The following is an 18,306-nucleotide window of genomic DNA, read 5'->3' as shown; positions in this document are numbered from 1 at the left end:
AAAAGTTTTCATATAATAGAATCAGAAATTGAATAGATATTAGCGATGGAAATCCATTGCTTCTTCAGGGAAAGGTGCAATTCCTTAACCGGCAGTTATAGTCTGCGAGTCTTAGGACCGATTTGGTGAAATTCCAAAACCGACAGTATAGTCTGGATGGAAGAAGATATATTATAGCTTTTTTCGTGCCCTGATAACTGGGCATTTTTTATTGCCCAAAGGGAGGTATTATGAACAAAACAAAATCTATTTCATTAAACAACGTAGTTAAAATTGGTATTTTATCAGCACTTGCATTTATATTGATGTTTTTCCAATTGCCAATTCCAATAGCCCCACCTTTTATGAAGGTAGACCTTGCAGATGTGCCAGCCTTAGTTGGTGGCTTTGCTATGGGACCTTGGGCAGGAGTTGCAATCCAATTGGTTAAAAATATTCTAAACCTAACCAAGACTCAAACAGTTGGTGTTGGTGAATTGTCAAACTTTATTGTTGGTGCAAGCTTTGTATTTGTATCAGCATCTATCTATAAAAACAACAAGACAAGGAAAACTGCAATCTTCTCCCTATTCTGCGGAGTAATTGCGATGACTGCTATAGCAACCTTATCAAATGCTTTTGTAGTTTTCCCAGCCTACGCTAAGGCCATGGGCATCGACCTAAACGCCTTTGCAGGCCAAGTACCAGGCAACCCTCTAGTTAAATCATATTTTAGCTTGATGCTCCTATCAATAGCACCATTTAATATTGTAAAGGGCACAGCAGCTGCCTTTGTGACAGACCTAATCTATAAGAGGGTATCACCAATTCTAAAATTAAAATAGAGATATCTTACATTATTATCCAAAAAAATATTCTGTTTTACGAAAAGCACCTTAGCCGGGTGCTTTTTGTATTGAAACACAGACAAAAAGGCTCCCTAGAGGATAAAAAAGAGGTATAATAGAAAGAATGGAAGGCTTTGTATGATTATAAACAACTTAAATGACTTAGAAAAATTTGCAAATAGCTTGGCACCGCTTTTAAAAGAGGGTGATGTCATAAATCTTATTGGCGACATGGGTGCAGGTAAAACTACCCTAGTTAATGCCATAGCCAGGTATTTTGGTATTTACGATTCATCTTCACCTACCTTTGCCATTGTAAATATATATGAGGGAGATAAAACCATTTATCACCTAGATTTGTATAGGTTTGATAATCCTGATGACCTTTTAGATATTGATTTTGAAACTTACTTTTATCCAGAAGGGGCAATTACCTTCCTTGAATGGGCGGAAAATGGCAGGGGATATTTGCCAGAGGGAATGATCAATATAAAGATAGACAAGCTAGATTCAAATACTAGGGAAATACAAATTTTAAACGACACAGAAAGGGCGAGGGAGATTAATGAATTACTTAGCAATTGATACATCAACCATGATTTCAACTGTTACTGTGGCTGATGATAGGGAAATCTTAGGCGATTTTAATGTAAACCAGTCTAAAACCCACTCAGAAAGTCTAGTACCAATGATAGAAAATCTCCTTGACCTTTTGGGCATGACAGTGGCAGACATTGATAAGTTCATAATAGCAGAAGGCCCTGGGTCTTTTACTGGACTTAGGATCGGCATGACCATAGCCAAAACCCTAGCCCAGGTAGAAGAAAAAGACCTAATAACAATTTCAACCCTAAAAGCCATGGCGGCAGGTTCAACTTCTGTAAGGGCAAAATTACCCTTAATAGATGCGAGAGCCACCAGAGTCTATGCCGCCTTATATGATGAGAATTTAGAGGAAATTATTCCAGCAAATCTTTATGAAATTGATGACCTAGCCAATATTGTAAATGAGAAAGGTCTAGAAATAGAGATGATTGGTCTTTTAAATGACAAGTACTCTGATAAGTTTGAGAGGGCAAAGAAGGCACCAATAAATATTAATAATTGTATTGGAAGGAATCTAATAAGGTTAGCTCAGGAAGAAAAACTTCAATCCAAGCCACTTTATGAAATCAGTCCGAACTATCTTAGAAAAAGTCAAGCAGAAAGGGAGTTTGAGAAAAAGTGATTAGAGAAATGAATCTTGCGGATACTGACAGGGTTTACGAAATCGAGAACGAGTCGTTTTTTGAGCCTTGGTCTAAAAAAATGCTACTTAAAGAATTTGAAGGTAACTCCTTTTTAAAACATTATGTTTATGAGAAAGATGGGGAAATAGTAGGGTTTTATATAATAAGCGTGCTATCAGATTTGGTTGAAATTTTTACTATAGCGGTTGACAAAGACCACAGAGGCGAGGGTATTGGCTCAGCTCTTTTGGAGCATTTGATAAGCCTTGCCAAGGAAAAATCCGCCAAAGAAATATGGCTAGAAGCATCAACAAAAAATACTGCGGCAGTGAACCTCTATCAAAAATATGGTTTTAATATCCAATCAATTAGGAAAAACTACTACCAAAAAACAGGTGAAGATGCTTACAATATGATAAGGACTATTCTATGAAAGACTTTTACACCCTTGCAATAGAGACATCTTGCGATGATTCTTCTGTTGCAGTTTTGAAAAATGAAAGAGAAGTTTTAACAAATTTAATATCCAGTCAGATAGATATCCACGCTCTCTTTGGGGGAGTTGTACCAGAAATTGCATCTAGAAAACACCTTGAGGCGATAAATCCCTTGATAGCTAAAGCTCTAGAAGAAGCGGGAATATCTTATGATGACCTAGATTTAATCACAGTAACCAAGGGGCCAGGCCTTATTGGTTCGCTTTTAGTTGGGATTTCTGCTGCCAAGGCCCTAGCCTTAGCTACTGGCAAACCCCTTGTAGGCGCTAACCACATGAAGGGTCATATTTGTGCAAATTATCTTTCAAATAAGGACCTAAAGCCACCCTTTGTATGCCTAGTTGTATCTGGAGGTCATACATATTTGTGTAAGGTAGATGATTATAATGACATAGAAGTAGTTGGCTCAACTAGGGATGACGCTGCGGGCGAATCTTTCGACAAGGTTGCGAGAAAAATCGGACTTGGCTATCCAGGTGGTCCAAAAATCGACAAACTTGCCAAGGAAGGCAATCCAAAAGCCATTGATTTCCCTAGAGTTATGCTAGAAAAAGGATCCTATGATTTTTCCTTCTCTGGTCTCAAAACAGCTGTCTTAAATTATGCCCACAATGAAGAACAAAAGGGCAATGAAATCAATAAGGCAGACCTTGCAGCTTCTTTTCAAGACGCAGTAGTTGATGTCCTTGTAGAAAAATCCCTTATGCTTCTTGAAGAAACAGGCTACAAACAATTTGCTATTTCTGGTGGAGTTGCAGCCAATTCAAGGCTTAGGGCAAGGATGGAAGAGGAATTAGGAAAGAGAGATATCAAATTTTATTATCCAGATATCATTCTTTGTACAGACAACGCAGCCATGATTGCCATGGCAGGCTATCTTGACTACCAAGCTGGCGTGCGAGACAATACTTTTATGAAGGTTTATCCAAATTTAGATTTATGATATGAGAAAAAGGAATAAAAACACAGACTTAAAAAAATATTATAAAATCAACATTACTTCGTCTATCATTTGGATTTTGATGGGAATAGGGATAATTGGCTTTGGAATTTACTATAAGGAAATTTTGGAGGATATTTTCGGAGCCCTTGCCATCCTTATCGGTATCCTAACCCTAGGTTCTAGAAAGAAGCCTATAGCCATCAAACGTTATGAAGAAAGAAGGCTGCTTGTATTGGCAGGACTCTTGGTAATTTATTCCCTAGTCAATCCTTTGGGCAATATAGCTATTCTTTTTGATCTCTTTAAAAGAGACTTTGTAATGAGGAGAGATTTTGATGAAAAAGCTTAGAAAATTCGCCTTGGCGGTAGTTTTCATCTTGCTTTTAGTTCTCCAGACTTCTTGCGTAAAAAGAAGAATTGCTTATCTAGAGAGAAAAAAAATTGCCAGCGAAAATCCCGGCAAGGATTTGACAACCCATACAGGTACTTTTTATCCAGAGAACATCACAGACTTTACAGTGGATGAATATCTCAAATGGTACAAAGACCTCAAAGAACCTCCACACTTGCAACTAGCAAGCTATGAAAATCCAAAAAAACTAAGCAAATCTGAAATGGTAGCAGACTTTGAATACTTATTTAAAGAACTCAAAGAATCCTACCCATTTTTTGAAGTCTTGAAGAGAAAATATGAAGTGGATTTCCTAAAAAATCACGACATATATTTAAAAAAAGTCAAAGACTGCAAAAATGATGGAGAATTTATCAAGACCCTAAGCGAAATAATGGCAGACCTACATAACTACCATGCCAAGATTGCAGACTCAGCCTATGTTGAATCAACACTCAAATATTATTCGCAAAACTGGAACCAACCTTCGATATATTATGAGTTTTTAAACCTAAATAGGCAGGTAGTGAGAAATAGGTATGGTATAGATGGAGTTCAATCTAATACTTCAGCAGGGCCTGTCAAAAGAAAGCAAAACAAGCCTAAAAAGGACGAGGGCGAAGCAAATATTAGCCTTGAAAGTCAGGGAGACCTCGCTATATTAAAGATATCTCAGATGGGAGATATGACCAATATAGAAAAAGACAGCAAGGTAGTCGATGAATTTTTGAGAAATAAACATATGTATAAGGCCCTTGTAATTGATATTAGGGACAATGTTGGCGGCAACATGGAATATTGGAAAAGTTTTCTATTGCCAAAACTAAGCAAAAATCCTAAACAAGTTATAAACCATATGTTCTTCAAGGATTCTCCAAAAACAAGACTACTTTTACAAGACAATACCCTCAACATGGAAAGCCTATCTAACGTTGATATTTCAGGAATAAGACTAGATTATCCAGAAGATTTAAAAAAATTCGCCTATTATATCAAGGACACGATAGCCATAAACCCAGATGAAAGCAAAAGAGACAACGGTTATGAAGGGAAAATCTTCCTCCTAGTAAACGAAGATGTCTTTTCAGCAGCCGAAGGCTTCGCATCCTTTGTAAAAAACACCGAATTTGCAACCATAGTCGGCAGCCAAACCGGTGGTGACGGAATCACCCTAGGCGTGATAAACTCCGTCCTACCAAACTCTGGCTTAGTCTTCACCTACACAAACACCCTAGGCTATGACCCAACAGGAGAAATCAACGAAGAAAACCCAACCAAACCCGATATAGAATCCACATCCTATAGGCAATCGATAGAAATAATAGAAAAAATGCTAGACAAATAAAAGCCCCACGAAAGTGACCTGAACCCCAAAATCCGGAATACGGATGGAGGGGTTTTTGTGTGCTTAAAACCAATCAAACCACACCGCAGTCCCGAACGACAATCGAACGCCACAGCAGCACTCCAGCGCCATCCCGAACGACGCCGTAGGCGGAGGAGGGATGTTATGAATTTAGGACCTGAATGAACGAAGAAACTAACAAGTACTTATTAAGTATTTCTAAATAAGTGAACTATTAAGAAATACTAAATAGTTGAACTATTAGGAAATTCCTAAGAGTTGGTAAAAAAATACAAAAACATTATAAGTTGAAATTTTTCTTGTTATTCCGAGCATGGCGAGGAATCCCATAAATCCAGGACCAGAATGAACGAAGGAATACATCTATCACCACTTTAAATTATCATGCCAAGAAGGGTATAAATTATAATAAAATACAAGCGAGGCCAAGAATGACAATAAAAGAAAAAGAAGAAATATTATTTGATAAACTAAAATTACAAAACCCTGCCATAATAACAGACGGGATAGTTGATGAAAATCAGTATCTATCATCAAAATATAAAATACTATACGTAATGAAAGAAGTAAACGGTGGGGAGGATTGGGATCTAAGAAAGTTTTTATACAAAGGAGGCCGCTGGTAAACTTGGGACAATGTAGCCAGATGGACACAAGGCATTTTAAACCTAGATAAAGAATACAGCTGGGAAGAACTTTCAAAAGACAACAAAGAAAGAAGAAAAACCTACCTCAAAAAAATAGGGTCAATAAACCTTAAAAAAACCGGCGGCGGGCACACATCAGTTGATAAAGAAATATCCCAGGCAGCATGGGAAAACAAGGAAATAATCAAAAAGCAAATAGAACTCTATAATCCAGACATCATAATCTGCTGCGGAACAGCAGGAGACTTTGTAAAATCAGTCCTAGACCCAAAAGAAATAAAATGGCCCATGACCCAAAGGGGAGTGGAGTACATAGAATATAAGGAAAAAACCATCCTAAGCTTCGCCCACCCCGAAGCCAGAATAAGAGACGCCTACTTGTATTACGCCTTGGTTGATGCGGTAAGAGAGATTTTTAGGGTGGGGAGAAGATGAAGGATATGGTGGTTAATGTTTTTTAAAACGCTAAAAATAGATATTTAAGGGGTGAACATGACTAGAAAAAACGAAGAAACCTTCGTGTTGGCAGCATTACAAATAATAGATAGTGTCAAATATAAAAATGCATATCTTTCAGAAATACCAGATATACAAACGGTTGATAAATCCGTTGGTGTGGAAATTGTTAGAGCTGATTATGATGAACTAATAATAAGTTCTAAAACGATTGGGAAAGATATCATTAATGCAAAGAAGATGAATGGAGACAAGCCCTTAACAAAAGATGTAATAGAAGGAATACTTTTTTATCAATGTACGGATAAACATGGAAATATTATTAGTCTACAAAATGCAGAGAATTGTCACTATCTATATGAAGTTAAAACGAATAAGGGAAGATCAATTAAGGAAATAATAGATTATGATGACCTCAGAGAAATATCAAAAAATAATCAAATCTGGGAAGTAGAAAATAATACTTTTGATAGTTTAGGTGATAATTATAAAGTTATGATTGGTCGACCTGTAGTCAAGTGGGTAGAAAATTGGTATATGCTTTTTGTTGAAAGAATAGATAGTAAAATAGAAAAATTTGATACGTATGACAAATTTAAGGAAATTAATTTGGCGATAATATCAGTTCATAATTATGATGATGATTTTCAACAGGTGGCTTTTAATTTAAAAAATCATTACAGAGATAAATATATGCCTTTCGATAATATTTATCTGATATGCGGTAATTTAGATAAAACTATAGTATTAAATTTCAATGAGAAATAGAAATGGTTTCATATAAGTTTATTATTATTGAATACTTAAGGAGAAATTTTTGGCAAATTTAAGAGAATTTAGATTAGATAATATAATTGAATATAAAGGGCTCTGGTCTCTATCTGCAGTTGGTGTATATAACAAGAATCGGATTGAAACAGCAGTTAGAGGAACGCTTAAAATAAACAATGGAAAAATAAGACTGGAGATAAATGGGAAGTTAAAATCTTATAATGTTAAAAAGACCTACAATAGTTTTGATATTTTTGGCTATTTAAGTAATGGCCTATATGTTAAATTAGAAAAATGTTACATAATAAGTATAAATTTTCCATCACCCGGCTACCCTACAGAGAGCTATATGGCTACAAGGGGATTTATATTAATTAAAAATGATGATAATATAATTTCCAAAACTTTGCAAGCTACACAGGTTAGGATTTCACTTAATTATTTGGAAGATTGGTATGATATAAATTTACCTACAATAAATAATGTTGGTGACGATGGCTCATACTCCATAGATTATAATAACGATTTTTTTGATAATAATAATTATGAAATATTAGATGGAAAGTATTATGTTAAGTTAGTTAGAAATATAACTCAAAATTATAATATTCATAAAGGAGTTATGACAGAAGTTGAATCTTATATAAAGATAAATTCAAAAGGATACGAGCCTAAGCCTATCGATAATCTTTTAGATTTAGCGTTTTGGTTCAAAGACTTTATTAATTTTATTACGCAAATTTTTGGCAATCTAACAGAATGTACCTATCTACTTGAAGACAATGTTAATAGGATCTGGATTGAGAAGATCAAAAAAGATGAATATATTTATCATAGACCCTATTATGAAGGTAAATTAATATTTAATCAACTTAGTTTTAATAATGATGAGCTTAATTTTTATTCGCTTAGATTAAGTAATGTATATAAGGATTTTGGATTACTTATAAATGAATGGTTTAAAAATAAAGACAATCTAGATTATATAATATCCCTATATAATCAAAATCAAAAACCTAATTTAGATATAAATACCAAATTAGTTAACCAAATTAAAATACTTGAAGCATATTATGATAATTATAAGGTAAATAAAAGAGAAAAGATCACTGATAAAGAAAATAAACTAAATAAAACTAAAACTAAACTAAAAGATTATTTGAATTTATTTGATGTAGAAGAGGGCATAAAAGAAGAAATAATTAAAAATATAAATCACAGTTCAAAAAATAAGAATCCGACTCTTCGTGAAAAATTAAACGTGATTTTAGAAAGCTTGCCAGAAAACTTCAAGATTATTTTTTATGATATTGATTCAGAATGGGATAGGGATGATAAGTTTATAGATAAATTTGCTGTAAAATTAAAAGATACTAGAAATTACCATACACACGGAGCAAACCCTGATAAAAATAAAAATAGATATAAATCTACAAAAGAAATAATAAGAGTAAACCAAGTTCTTGATTATATAATTTATTTTTTAGTATTAAAAGTCCTAGGATTAGATGAAAAGAAAATTTTAAATTATCCATTTATAAAATATAATATTATGGAATAGTGAATTAATTATAATCATCAAATTTCATAATTAGTCAAGTCCATAATATTGTGTAAATTAAACCAGTACAATATTTACTATTTCATTCTAATATATACTTTAGAAGATGTGATCCGATCCTCATTGATATCAATGAGGATTGCGCCTATTAATCTTATAGTTGATTCTTTATTAGGAAATATTCTAATTACTTTTTCACGTCTTCTTACTTCTTCATTTACTCTTTCTAAGCAATTTGTTGATTTAAGCCTACTGTGAATTACATCAGTGGCTAAATATGCAAAAGCATCTTCAAATCCTTCATCTAAGGTACTTAAAGAGTTTTGAAATTTCTTTTCACTCTCGTATTTTAAGAATATCTCATCTTTCATTTTTCTTGCCAAGTTTACATCTTGGATTTTAAATAGTAATTTGATGTCAGTTCTAAATTCTTCGGTGTTTTTCTTTGGTGCTTTAGATAAGATGTTCCTTAGAAAATGGACCTGACATCTTTGCCATATTACATTTACGGATGTTTCTTTTATTGCTTTTACTAGGCCTTTATGGGCATCTGATATTACCATTTTAAGTCCAGATAAGCCTCTAGCTTTTAAATACTCAAAGAAGTTTGACCATGAGTATTAACTTTCGCTAGCACTTAGGTCTAAGCCCATGATTTCGCTATTTCCTTTTTCATTTATTCCTATTGCAATATGACAAGCTTTTGATACTACTCGATTGTTTTCTCTTTCTTTTATGTATACTACATCTACAATTATGTAGGGATATTTAATTGTACTTAGGTCACTATTTCTCCATAGTTTTACTTCTTCATCTAGCTCTTTAGTTAGGGATGATACAAAGGATTTTGAATATGTTTTGTCACACATATTTTCTATTACCTTGGATACTTTTCTTGTTGATACTCCTTGAACATACATTTCTAGCATGGTTGTGAGTAGAGCTTTTTCATTTCTTTGATATCTTTCAAAAATTTCTGCCCAGAATTTACCATCTCTTGTTCTAGGTACTCTTAGGGTTAATGTCCCTATTTTTGTTGTATAGTCACGTTCGTAGTATCCATTTCGATAAGTACTACGATTAGGATCTCTTTGGTAGGCTTTATTTTCTAGATATTCATCTCTTTCTTATTCCATAAGCTCGTTAAATACTTTGGTTAGAATATTTCTTGCTATGTCGTTTTTAACTTCAGTATTGATTGAATTTTGAATATCTTCTATGTTTAATCTAAAATGTAATTGGGTAATTTGTTACTCTTAGTTGGTTTTTGTGGTTAAAAACATTGTACTAGTTTAGGTTTCAAATGACTTTTTCTTTTTACACAATTATACGGACTCTTTCTTTCATATTGGAGTTTATTTAAAAGTATTTTTTAAGATCAATTTAATTACATTTGGAGGGGGATATACAGTAGCTCCCGTTATAATGGATGAGTTCTCTAAGAAATACAAACTTCTTAAAGAGGATGAGATGTTGGATATGATAGCACTGGCTCAGAGTGCTCCCGGAGCATTGCCTGTAAGCGTAAGCCTTTTAGCGGGATACAAAGTTAAAGGGATTAAGGGGGCTTTTTTAAGTGTCTTGGCGGCAGTATTACCACCTTTGATGGTTATAAGTATCATTTACTACTTTTATGCAGAATTTGCAAACAACTATTGGGTAAGGGCTGCCCTGAGAGGAATGGCAGGGGTAATAAGCGAGGTCTTGGTTATAACAACCATTAGGTTGACAAAGACAGCCGAAGGAGATACGCCAATTTTTGTACTTATTGTAATGGTGGCTGCTTTTATTTTATCTTACATATTAAAGATTAATACAAGCTTTATCATCTTAGGATTGGCTGTTTTGGGTTCAATTTTATTCAGCATAAAGGGGTTAAAATTAAAATGATTATTTTGATACAACTTTTTATAGCATTTGTCGAGATAGGAGCTATGTCTTTTGTCGGAGGCTACGCATCATTGCCTTTAATTCAGGGTGTTATAGTAAATCAAAAAGGTTGGCTTAATTTATTGGAAATGACTGATATAGTTACCATTTCGCAATTAACTCCGGGCCCTATAGCGATTAATGCAGCCAGCTTTGTAGGAACAAAAATGCATAACATAGCTGGAGCTGTTGTTGCAACAATGGGGATTGTGCTTCTACAGACAATTATTTTATTAATTCTCGGGACTTTGCTATTTAAAGGAAAAAGGTTGGCAATAGTTGATGATATTTTAAAAGCTCTAAGGCCGGGAATGGTAGGCTTAATAGCGGCTTCAACAATATCTATGATCATGGCGTCCGTATTTCCGGGTGGGATCAAAGAAGGAATTGACTACATAGCCTTAATAGGATTTTTACTGGGCCTATATTCTTACGCAAAGAAAATGGAAACGATAAAATTAATTGGATTAGGTGCAGGGATAGGGCTGGGGTAGGCTTTTGTTGGAACTTTAATTTGATTGATTTAAGGGGGGATATAAGAATATACAAAAGAATGTATAAAATAAAAAATTTGACAAACGAGGTAATCTAATGTAGATTCAAAGAAAAGGTTATCACAAATCTAGTACACCCGCGTGTACTAAAATTGAAAGGAAATTGAAAGGAAGAAGTATGAAGATTAAAAAAATTTTAGCAATTGGCATGGCTGCTTTTCTATCCCTACAACTGGTTGCCTGTTCGGGTTCGGATAAGAAAAGCGAAACGAAAGAGAAAATCGTTGTCTCAGGAATTAATGGATCTGTAAACTTTACACCAATATATATTGGAAAAGAAAAGGGTTTCTTTGAAAAAGAAGGAATAGATGTAGAGACGGTTTTATTCGATAATGGTCCGGTGCAGATGGAAGCCTTGGCATCTGACTCTTGGGATCTTGGCTTTACTGGAGTAGGTGGAGTTCTTTCAGGATTGGTCTCATATAATGCAAAATTAGTTGGAGCCACCAATACTGACAATGGAACACAAACTGTATGGGTGAGAAACGATGGAAAAATTGCTGCGGCAGGAAAAGGGAAAAATACTATAAATCCTGAAATAGTTGGGGATCATGATTCATGGAAAGGGGCGTCGGTTCTTTGCAACTCAGGGACGGTTCTTGAGTATCTGCTTATTAAAACTCTAAAGGGCTTTGATTTAGACATATCTGATGTTTCAGTAATTACTATGGATGCTCCGACAGCAAACAGTGCGTTTCAGGCAGGCCAGGGTGATGCCTCTGTTATCACAGGTGCAATTAGTTTCGCAGAAGATAAAAAAGACTATACACAAGCTTCTAGTGGAAACATGGCAAAAACCGGACTTGAGTGCAGCATAATTGCTAATCCTAAAAGTTATGAAGATTCTGAAAAATATAATACAATGGTTAAATTTATGAAAGTTTATTGGGATGTAGTTAAGTGGATGGGAGAGAATAAAGAAGAAGCTGCAAAGCTGTGTAGTGAGTTTAATGCAGAGTGTGGGATTATGCTTGATGAAAAAACAGCGTCACTTTATTTAGAACAAGATCCTTACTATGACCCTGAGAGTGTTTTGGAAAGAATGAATACTAAGAGTAATAATGGAGATTATTCATTGATGGAAGAAGACCTGTTAGGAGTAATGGACTTCTTTATTAGTACAGGAAAATATCATGAAGATGATATAGATAAGTTTTTAAATCATATGGATACGAAATTGATGACAGACATTTTAAAATAATAAATTAAATTAAAAAATGAAGAAGCCGTATACGAAACAATTAATATGATTCTATTACGGCTTTTTCGTAAAGATACGAAGAAAAGAGAATTTTATGAAAAACAGCAATCAGACAATTCAAAAGCTTTTTGAAGAAAATAAAAAACAAATTAAGCGTGATAGGTCTAAAACGTTGATGTTAAGCGTTTTAGGTATAACAACATTTATTTTTATATGGTACATGGTTGTTAATCTTGGATTTGTAGACTCCAAGCGCCTTCCGTCTCCATTTTCTATTTTAGATACTATCGTTTTCAAAATGAATAACACAGTTCCAGATGGGAATACATTAGGAACTAACATATTGGCCAGTTTGCAAGTTGCGCTTACGGGTTTTTTATCAGCTATTATCATAGGCATACCTCTAGGTTTATTTATGGGTTGGTGGACATATGCCGACAGATTTATTTGGCCGATTTTTGAGCTTATTAGACCGGTGCCACCTATAGCGTGGATACCATTAGTCGTTGTTTGGATGGGCGTAGGCTTGAAAGCTAAAGCAATGATTATCTTTTTTACTGCATTTGTTCCATGTGTAATTAACTCATATACAGGTATAAAATTAACCAATCAAACATTAATTAATGTTTCAAAAACTTTTGGAGCAAAAAATTTTGAAATTTTTTATAAGATTGGGATACCGAGTGCGCTTCCAATGGTGTTTGCAGGTATAAGAGTTGCACTAGGAAACTCTTGGTCAACTTTAGTAGCGGCTGAAATGTTAGCGGCTAGTGCAGGATTAGGTTATATGATACAAATAGGTAGAACTATAGCAAGACCGGATATAGTTATTGCCGGTATGGTTACAATAGGAGCTATAGGTGCAGTTTTATCTGCGATTTTGTCTTATGTAGAGAGCAGGGCACTACAATGGCGTGTTAAGCGTTAAGGAGAATTGATCATGAAAAAAAAGACAAAATTAACAATTAATAATATTTTATATTGGGGATTACCTATTTTAGCCATTATTACGGTAATAATTGCATGGATTAGCTTTTCTAGTGTGCATCCTGAGCTTATGCCTAATCCGGCACAAGTATGGGACAGGATGATCAGAACATTTACCAAGCCAATAGGAAAGATAAATTTAATTGGACATGCTTGGGCATCTTTAAAAAGGGTTTTGCTTGCTCTATTAGTTGCTTGGGCTTTTGGAATATCGTTTGGAATATTAATTGGCTGGAATAAAAACATGAGAGCTTTTTTGGGAAGCATATTTGAAGTCATCAGGCCAATACCTCCAATTGCATGGATACCTCTTATCATTATGTGGTTTGGAATTGGAGAGATGGCGAAAATAATAATAGTATTTATAGGAACATTTGTGCCCCTTGTAATCAACACATCTGCCGGTATTCAAATGGTTGACGAGATTAATATACAAGTTGGAAGAATTTTTAAAGGCAGCAATTTTCAGATCTTGAAAGAAATAGTTATACCAACAGCCCTACCTTCAATTTTTGCCGTTATAAAAACATCTGTTAGCTCAGGCTGGACTACAGTACTTGCTGCTGAGATGTTAGGTGCTACTTCGGGCCTTGGCTCTATGGTAACTAAGGGTTGGCAAGGTGGTGATATGGCGCTCGTATTAGTAGCGGTTATCACAATAGCTATTGTTGGCTTTATCCTATCAACGGTTCTAGATTTTTTAGAGAGAGTGGTATGCCCATGGGAAAATTAACAGATAAGATGAATATAGAACATATATCAAAAATTTATTTTGATGATAAGAGTTACTTTAAAGCGATAGAAGATGTTAGCTTTGGTGTTAAAGAGGGTGAATTTTTAGTTGTTTTGGGGCCTGGAAGATGTGGCAAAACTGTATTGTTAAATATTATTGCCGGACTTGAAAATCAATCCTCAGGAAATATTCTATTTGAAGGTCAAGCAATAGATGGGGTCCATGATGAAATCGGTATGGTATTCCAGAAAACAGCTTTAATGGAGTTCAAAACCGTTATGGAGAATGTTGAACTGGGGTTGAAATTTGCGGGAATGGAAAAGAAAAAAAGGCGTGAAATATGCCAGAAATATATCAATCTTGTGGGCCTGGAAGGATTTGAAAATTCTTATCCTAAGGCACTATCCGGCGGAATGAAACAGAGAGTCGGAATTGCGAGAGCATATGCAAACAATCCAAATGTATTAATAATGGATGAGCCATTCGGTGCTCTTGATGCTCAAACCAGATATTTAATGCAAAATGAAATATTAAGGATTTGGGAGGAAGAGAAAAGAACAATAATATATGTTACTAACAATATCGAAGAGGCTATATATTTAGGTTCGCGTATAGTGTTACTGAGCAAATGCCCTGCTACTGTAAAACATATTTATGATATTAATCTACCGAGACCAAGAGATATGGTAAGCAAGGAATTTATGAAAATAAGAGAGGAAATATCTGAAAATACTGATTTATCAGTTTAAGGGGGGGACAGAATGGACAATTCTAAAATTTCGAATCAAAAACACAAGATTGAAGTAAAGAATCTTACAAAATCATTTGGAGATTTATTAGTATTAGATGATATGACTTTTAATATTGATAAAAATGATTTTGTTTGTGTAGTGGGACCTACCGGTTGTGGAAAAACGACATTTCTTAATTGTTTAACAAGGATACATGAGCCAACAAATGGAGATATTTTTATAGATGGACAGCCTGCAGACCCAAGTAAACATAATATTTCATTTATATTTCAGGAGCCAAGCGCAATACCTTGGTTAACGGTAGAAGAAAACCTAGCATATGGGTTAAAAATCAAACGTACACCAAAGGAGATTATTAACGAGAGGGTAGAACATATAATTGATCTGATGGGATTGCAAGAATCAAGAAAAAAATATCCAGGCGATTTATCTGTTAGTGTCGCACAAAGGGTTGTTATAGGTAGGTCATTTGCAATGCAACCAGATCTCTTACTCATGGATGAACCATATGGTCAGATGGATGTTAAAATGAGGTTCTATTTGGAAGATGAAGTAGTAAGGCTTTGGCAAGAATTAGGGAGCACTGTGTTGTTTATCACACACAATATAGAAGAAGCTGTTTATCTAGCAGAAAAGGTCTTAATCTTAACTAATAAACCAGCAAAAATAAAGGAAGAAATAAAAATTGATTTACCAAGGCCAAGAAATATTGCAGATCCAAAGTTTATAGAATACAGAAACTATATTACCGAAAATATAAGATGGTGGTAAAGTGAAACGTTTGAAAGGCAAGGTTGCTGTTGTTACTGGAGCTGCAAGAGGAATTGGATATGGAATAGCTAAAAAATTTGTTAATGAAGGAGCTTTTGTAATAATTGCAGATATTTTAGATGAAGGTCAAGAAAGTGCAAATAAATTAGGAAATATGGCTGATTTTTACAAGATAGACCTAATCGACCGAAATGCAATATTTAAGATGTCCGATTTCGTAATAAAGAAATACAAAAAAATTGATATTTTGATAAATTGTGCCGGCGTTGCACTACCAAAACCAACCTTATATATTAATGAAGACGAACTTGAAAGAGTTATAGCTATTAATTTAAAGGCGCCTTTTTATTGTTGTCAAGCATTTGGCAAATATATGATAGAACAAGGTAGTGGAAGTATTGTAAATATTTCATCAGGAAATAGCAAGATGATAAATGTAGGTAGAACTCCGTATGGAATTACAAAAGGGGGAATCAATCTTCTAACAAAACAATTAGGTGCAGAATGGTCAATGTATGGGGTTAAATGCAATGCTATAGCACCTGGCTGGATTGAAACGGAAATGGTTAAAAAGCCATTATCCAAGGGGATATTAAACTCTGATGATATACTTTCAGTCTCCCCAATTCGAAGATTTGGGAAAGTGGAAGAAATTGCTAATCTTGCAACTTTCCTATCAAGTGATGAATCTAACTACATTGTAGGTCAAGTTATTTTTGCTGATGGAGGCTGGAGTTTAGGAATTATGCCGGATGCATTAGATTTTGTAGAAGAATATAAGGAGGAAAAAATATAGTGAAAACATTAAGCATAATAAAGCCACAACAGCTTGTTTTAGAAAATAATGAGAGACCAGTTTTAAAAGATGGTTATGCAATAGTAGAAATTAAATATTGTGGAATTTGCGGTTCGGATGTTACTGCATTTAAAGGAACAAACCCAACAATGAAGTATCCTATTCATGGACTTGGTCATGAAGGAGTGGGTATTATATCAGAGGTCGGAAAAAATGATTTTGGTATTAAAGCGGGGGATCGTGTAGCACTTGAGCCGTATATACCGGACTTTACATGTAATATGTGTAAAGAGGGGAGATATAACAATTGCGAGCATCTTTCTGTGGCTGGTGTTCATACTGACGGCATGATGACAGAATATTTCTCACATCCACTGCAGCTTATTCATAAATTGCCGGATTCTCTTTCTTTCGAAGAGGCAGCTTTAGCAGAACCGTTGACTATAGGTATTCATGGGGCCATTAGAGCTAAGGTCAAGGAAAATGATAATGTTGTTATTTTTGGAGCAGGTACTATAGGACTTATGGCTGCATTTTCATGCTTAAGTAAAGGAGCCACCCCGATAATAGTCGATATTAATGATAGTAGACTTAAAGTTGCTGAAGAAAAATTGAAATTTAAATATACTATTAATTCATCGAAAGATAATGTTGTAGAGAAAATTAAAGAAATTACAGGTGGAGAATTATGTGATGCAATGATTGAGTGCACAGGTTCTCAATCTGTCTTATCAAATATGCATGAATATGTCAGAAACGGTTCGACAATAGCTTTGGTTGGTTGGCCAAAAGGATTAACTGAAATTAATCAAACAAGGATTATGCAAAAAGAATTAGATATTTGCCCTTCAAGAAATTCATGCAATAATTTTAGAGAAGCTATTAATTTAATTAACAATGGGGATGAGAACATAAAAAAAATGATTACAAAGACTATAGAATTAGAAGACGTAGAAAACACTATAGTAGATATGATTCAAAACCCAGGAGACTATTTGAAAGTGGTTGTTAGAATTTAATGAGGCTTTTAAGATGATTGTTAACGCATTCGAGATGGTACAAAGAGCGTACAGTGAAGGATATGCCGTTCCGGCAATAAATACACAAGGAGGGACATACGATATCATTCGTGCTGTATGTAAAGCAGCTGAAAATCTAGGTTCGCCAATTATTTTGGCACACTATTTAGATACAGGTAAGTATTCGGGGGACGACTGGTTTTGCGAAACGGCTAAGTGGCTGGCTAATAGGGTGAGTGTTCCGGTAGCGATACATCTTGATCATGCAACAAATGTAGAAGATTGCTATAGGATGATTTCTTATGGTGTAACTTCGGTCATGTATGATGGTTCTAATTTATCAGTAGAAGAGAACGCTCTTAATACCAACAAGGTCATAAACTATGCTCATAAGAGAGATGTTACTGTAGAAGCTGAGATAGGGAGATTAAGAAGGAATGACCAAAAAACTGAAACTGTAATAACTGATGATGGTTCAGTAAGCCTGGAGGATATAATTAAATTTACAAATATGTGTCATCCGGATTTCCTTGCTGTTGGTATAGGTAATGCACATGGCTTTTATAAGGAAAGCCCAAGATTGAATTTTGATTTATTGAGGGAATGTAAAGATAAAATTGACATACCCCTAGTTTTACACGGCAGCACAGGTTTAACAGAACAGCAAATAAAAAAATCAATAAATTGTGGTGTAGCCAAGGTTAATTTTGGTACAAAAATTAGGACAGACTATGTAGAATATTTAAAAGAAGGTTTAAAAAAAGGTGTGGACGAGGGTCATGCTTGGAAGCTTTCAAATTTTGCAAGTGACAAATTAGTTGAGTCCATATCATCCATAATTTATATGGTTGGAAGTGATGGCAAATATTGATTGAA

The 18,306-nt window shown here is 34.6% G+C and carries 21 protein-coding genes, 1 pseudogene and 1 riboswitch; of the genes and pseudogenes, 21 read left to right on the top strand and 1 reads right to left on the bottom strand.

Features of this window, described 5'->3' with window-relative positions:
* Positions 1 to 56 precede the first annotated feature (56 nt).
* Positions 57 to 172, top strand: a riboswitch (FMN riboswitch).
* 58 nt (positions 173 to 230) lie between these two features.
* The 11 genes from RQ893_RS01000 to RQ893_RS00950 all read left to right on the top strand — a co-directional run bounded on the left by RQ893_RS01000 (position 231) and on the right by RQ893_RS00950 (position 8,688).
* A complete protein-coding gene (locus RQ893_RS01000) occupies positions 231 to 824 on the top strand; it encodes an ECF transporter S component (protein ID WP_311481197.1) in 594 nt (197 codons plus the stop codon).
* Positions 825 to 965: 141 nt separating this feature from the next.
* Entirely contained in the window at positions 966 to 1,412 is a 447-nt protein-coding gene (tsaE, locus tag RQ893_RS00995) for a tRNA (adenosine(37)-N6)-threonylcarbamoyltransferase complex ATPase subunit type 1 TsaE (RefSeq protein ID WP_311481196.1), read from the top strand.
* Entirely contained in the window at positions 1,393 to 2,055 is a 663-nt protein-coding gene (gene tsaB / locus RQ893_RS00990; RefSeq protein WP_311481195.1) for a tRNA (adenosine(37)-N6)-threonylcarbamoyltransferase complex dimerization subunit type 1 TsaB, read from the top strand. Before tsaE ends, tsaB begins: the two co-directional genes overlap by 20 nt.
* Complete coding sequence (rimI, locus tag RQ893_RS00985) at positions 2,052 to 2,489, top strand: ribosomal protein S18-alanine N-acetyltransferase (protein WP_311481194.1); 438 nt, start codon at positions 2,052 to 2,054, stop codon at positions 2,487 to 2,489. The genes tsaB and rimI overlap by 4 nt, the downstream gene beginning before the upstream one ends.
* Complete coding sequence (tsaD, locus tag RQ893_RS00980; RefSeq protein WP_311481193.1) at positions 2,486 to 3,496, top strand: tRNA (adenosine(37)-N6)-threonylcarbamoyltransferase complex transferase subunit TsaD; 1,011 nt, start codon at positions 2,486 to 2,488, stop codon at positions 3,494 to 3,496. Before rimI ends, tsaD begins: the two co-directional genes overlap by 4 nt.
* A 1-nt stretch (position 3,497) precedes the next feature.
* Positions 3,498 to 3,845, top strand: a complete 348-nt coding sequence (locus RQ893_RS00975) for a hypothetical protein (protein ID WP_311481192.1) — start codon at positions 3,498 to 3,500, stop codon at positions 3,843 to 3,845.
* Entirely contained in the window at positions 3,832 to 5,232 is a 1,401-nt protein-coding gene (locus RQ893_RS00970; RefSeq protein WP_311481191.1) for a S41 family peptidase, read from the top strand. Before RQ893_RS00975 ends, RQ893_RS00970 begins: the two co-directional genes overlap by 14 nt.
* Positions 5,233 to 5,684: 452 nt before the next feature.
* On the top strand, positions 5,685 to 5,879 hold the full coding sequence (locus tag RQ893_RS00965; protein ID WP_311481190.1) for a hypothetical protein: 195 nt from the start codon (positions 5,685 to 5,687) through the stop codon (positions 5,877 to 5,879).
* A 324-nt stretch (positions 5,880 to 6,203) separates the two neighbouring features.
* Entirely contained in the window at positions 6,204 to 6,335 is a 132-nt protein-coding gene (locus tag RQ893_RS00960) for a hypothetical protein (protein ID WP_311481189.1), read from the top strand.
* 57 nt (positions 6,336 to 6,392) lie between these two features.
* Positions 6,393 to 7,124, top strand: a complete 732-nt coding sequence (locus tag RQ893_RS00955) for a hypothetical protein (RefSeq protein ID WP_311481188.1) — start codon at positions 6,393 to 6,395, stop codon at positions 7,122 to 7,124.
* Positions 7,125 to 7,173: 49 nt separating this feature from the next.
* A complete protein-coding gene (locus RQ893_RS00950) occupies positions 7,174 to 8,688 on the top strand; it encodes a HEPN domain-containing protein (protein ID WP_311481187.1) in 1,515 nt (504 codons plus the stop codon).
* A 77-nt stretch (positions 8,689 to 8,765) separates the two neighbouring features.
* On the opposite strand, the pseudogene RQ893_RS00945 reads toward RQ893_RS00950, so the two are convergent.
* Positions 8,766 to 9,935 (bottom strand): annotated as a pseudogene (locus RQ893_RS00945) (IS256 family transposase).
* 100 nt (positions 9,936 to 10,035) lie between these two features.
* Between RQ893_RS00945 and RQ893_RS00940 the strand changes: the two are divergent.
* From RQ893_RS00940 to RQ893_RS00895, 10 genes are all read left to right on the top strand, one after another.
* Entirely contained in the window at positions 10,036 to 10,578 is a 543-nt protein-coding gene (locus RQ893_RS00940; protein WP_311481198.1) for a chromate transporter, read from the top strand.
* Complete coding sequence (locus tag RQ893_RS00935) at positions 10,575 to 11,111, top strand: chromate transporter (RefSeq protein ID WP_311481186.1); 537 nt, start codon at positions 10,575 to 10,577, stop codon at positions 11,109 to 11,111. The genes RQ893_RS00940 and RQ893_RS00935 overlap by 4 nt, the downstream gene beginning before the upstream one ends.
* A 178-nt stretch (positions 11,112 to 11,289) precedes the next feature.
* A complete protein-coding gene (locus RQ893_RS00930; RefSeq protein WP_311481185.1) occupies positions 11,290 to 12,372 on the top strand; it encodes an ABC transporter substrate-binding protein in 1,083 nt (360 codons plus the stop codon).
* A 94-nt stretch (positions 12,373 to 12,466) separates the two neighbouring features.
* Positions 12,467 to 13,300 carry an ABC transporter permease gene (locus RQ893_RS00925; protein WP_311481184.1) on the top strand — a complete coding sequence of 278 codons (834 nt, stop codon included), beginning with the start codon at positions 12,467 to 12,469 and terminating at the stop codon, positions 13,298 to 13,300.
* Positions 13,301 to 13,312: 12 nt separating this feature from the next.
* Complete coding sequence (locus RQ893_RS00920) at positions 13,313 to 14,092, top strand: ABC transporter permease (protein ID WP_311481183.1); 780 nt, start codon at positions 13,313 to 13,315, stop codon at positions 14,090 to 14,092.
* Positions 14,080 to 14,841: an ABC transporter ATP-binding protein gene (locus RQ893_RS00915; RefSeq protein ID WP_311481182.1), complete on the top strand. Its 762-nt coding sequence runs from the start codon at positions 14,080 to 14,082 to the stop codon at positions 14,839 to 14,841. The genes RQ893_RS00920 and RQ893_RS00915 overlap by 13 nt, the downstream gene beginning before the upstream one ends.
* 12 nt (positions 14,842 to 14,853) lie before the next feature.
* Positions 14,854 to 15,615: an ABC transporter ATP-binding protein gene (locus RQ893_RS00910; protein WP_311481181.1), complete on the top strand. Its 762-nt coding sequence runs from the start codon at positions 14,854 to 14,856 to the stop codon at positions 15,613 to 15,615.
* Between the two features lie 10 nt (positions 15,616 to 15,625).
* On the top strand, positions 15,626 to 16,411 hold the full coding sequence (locus RQ893_RS00905) for an SDR family oxidoreductase (protein WP_311481180.1): 786 nt from the start codon (positions 15,626 to 15,628) through the stop codon (positions 16,409 to 16,411).
* Positions 16,411 to 17,430, top strand: coding sequence for an alcohol dehydrogenase catalytic domain-containing protein (locus tag RQ893_RS00900; protein ID WP_311481179.1), 1,020 nt, complete (start codon positions 16,411 to 16,413; stop codon positions 17,428 to 17,430). Before RQ893_RS00905 ends, RQ893_RS00900 begins: the two co-directional genes overlap by 1 nt.
* The gene (locus tag RQ893_RS00895) at positions 17,417 to 18,301 is read left to right on the top strand and encodes a class II fructose-bisphosphate aldolase (RefSeq protein ID WP_311481178.1); all 885 of its coding nucleotides are present in this window, start codon (positions 17,417 to 17,419) and stop codon (positions 18,299 to 18,301) included. Before RQ893_RS00900 ends, RQ893_RS00895 begins: the two co-directional genes overlap by 14 nt.
* Positions 18,302 to 18,306 lie beyond the last annotated feature (5 nt).

Origin of the sequence: uncultured Anaerococcus sp., assembly GCF_963510915.1 — a bacterium.
In the GTDB taxonomy this organism is placed as follows: domain Bacteria; phylum Bacillota; class Clostridia; order Tissierellales; family Peptoniphilaceae; genus Anaerococcus.
Note: the sequence above shows the minus strand (reverse complement) of the source record. Positions and strands in the feature narration are given on the sequence as shown.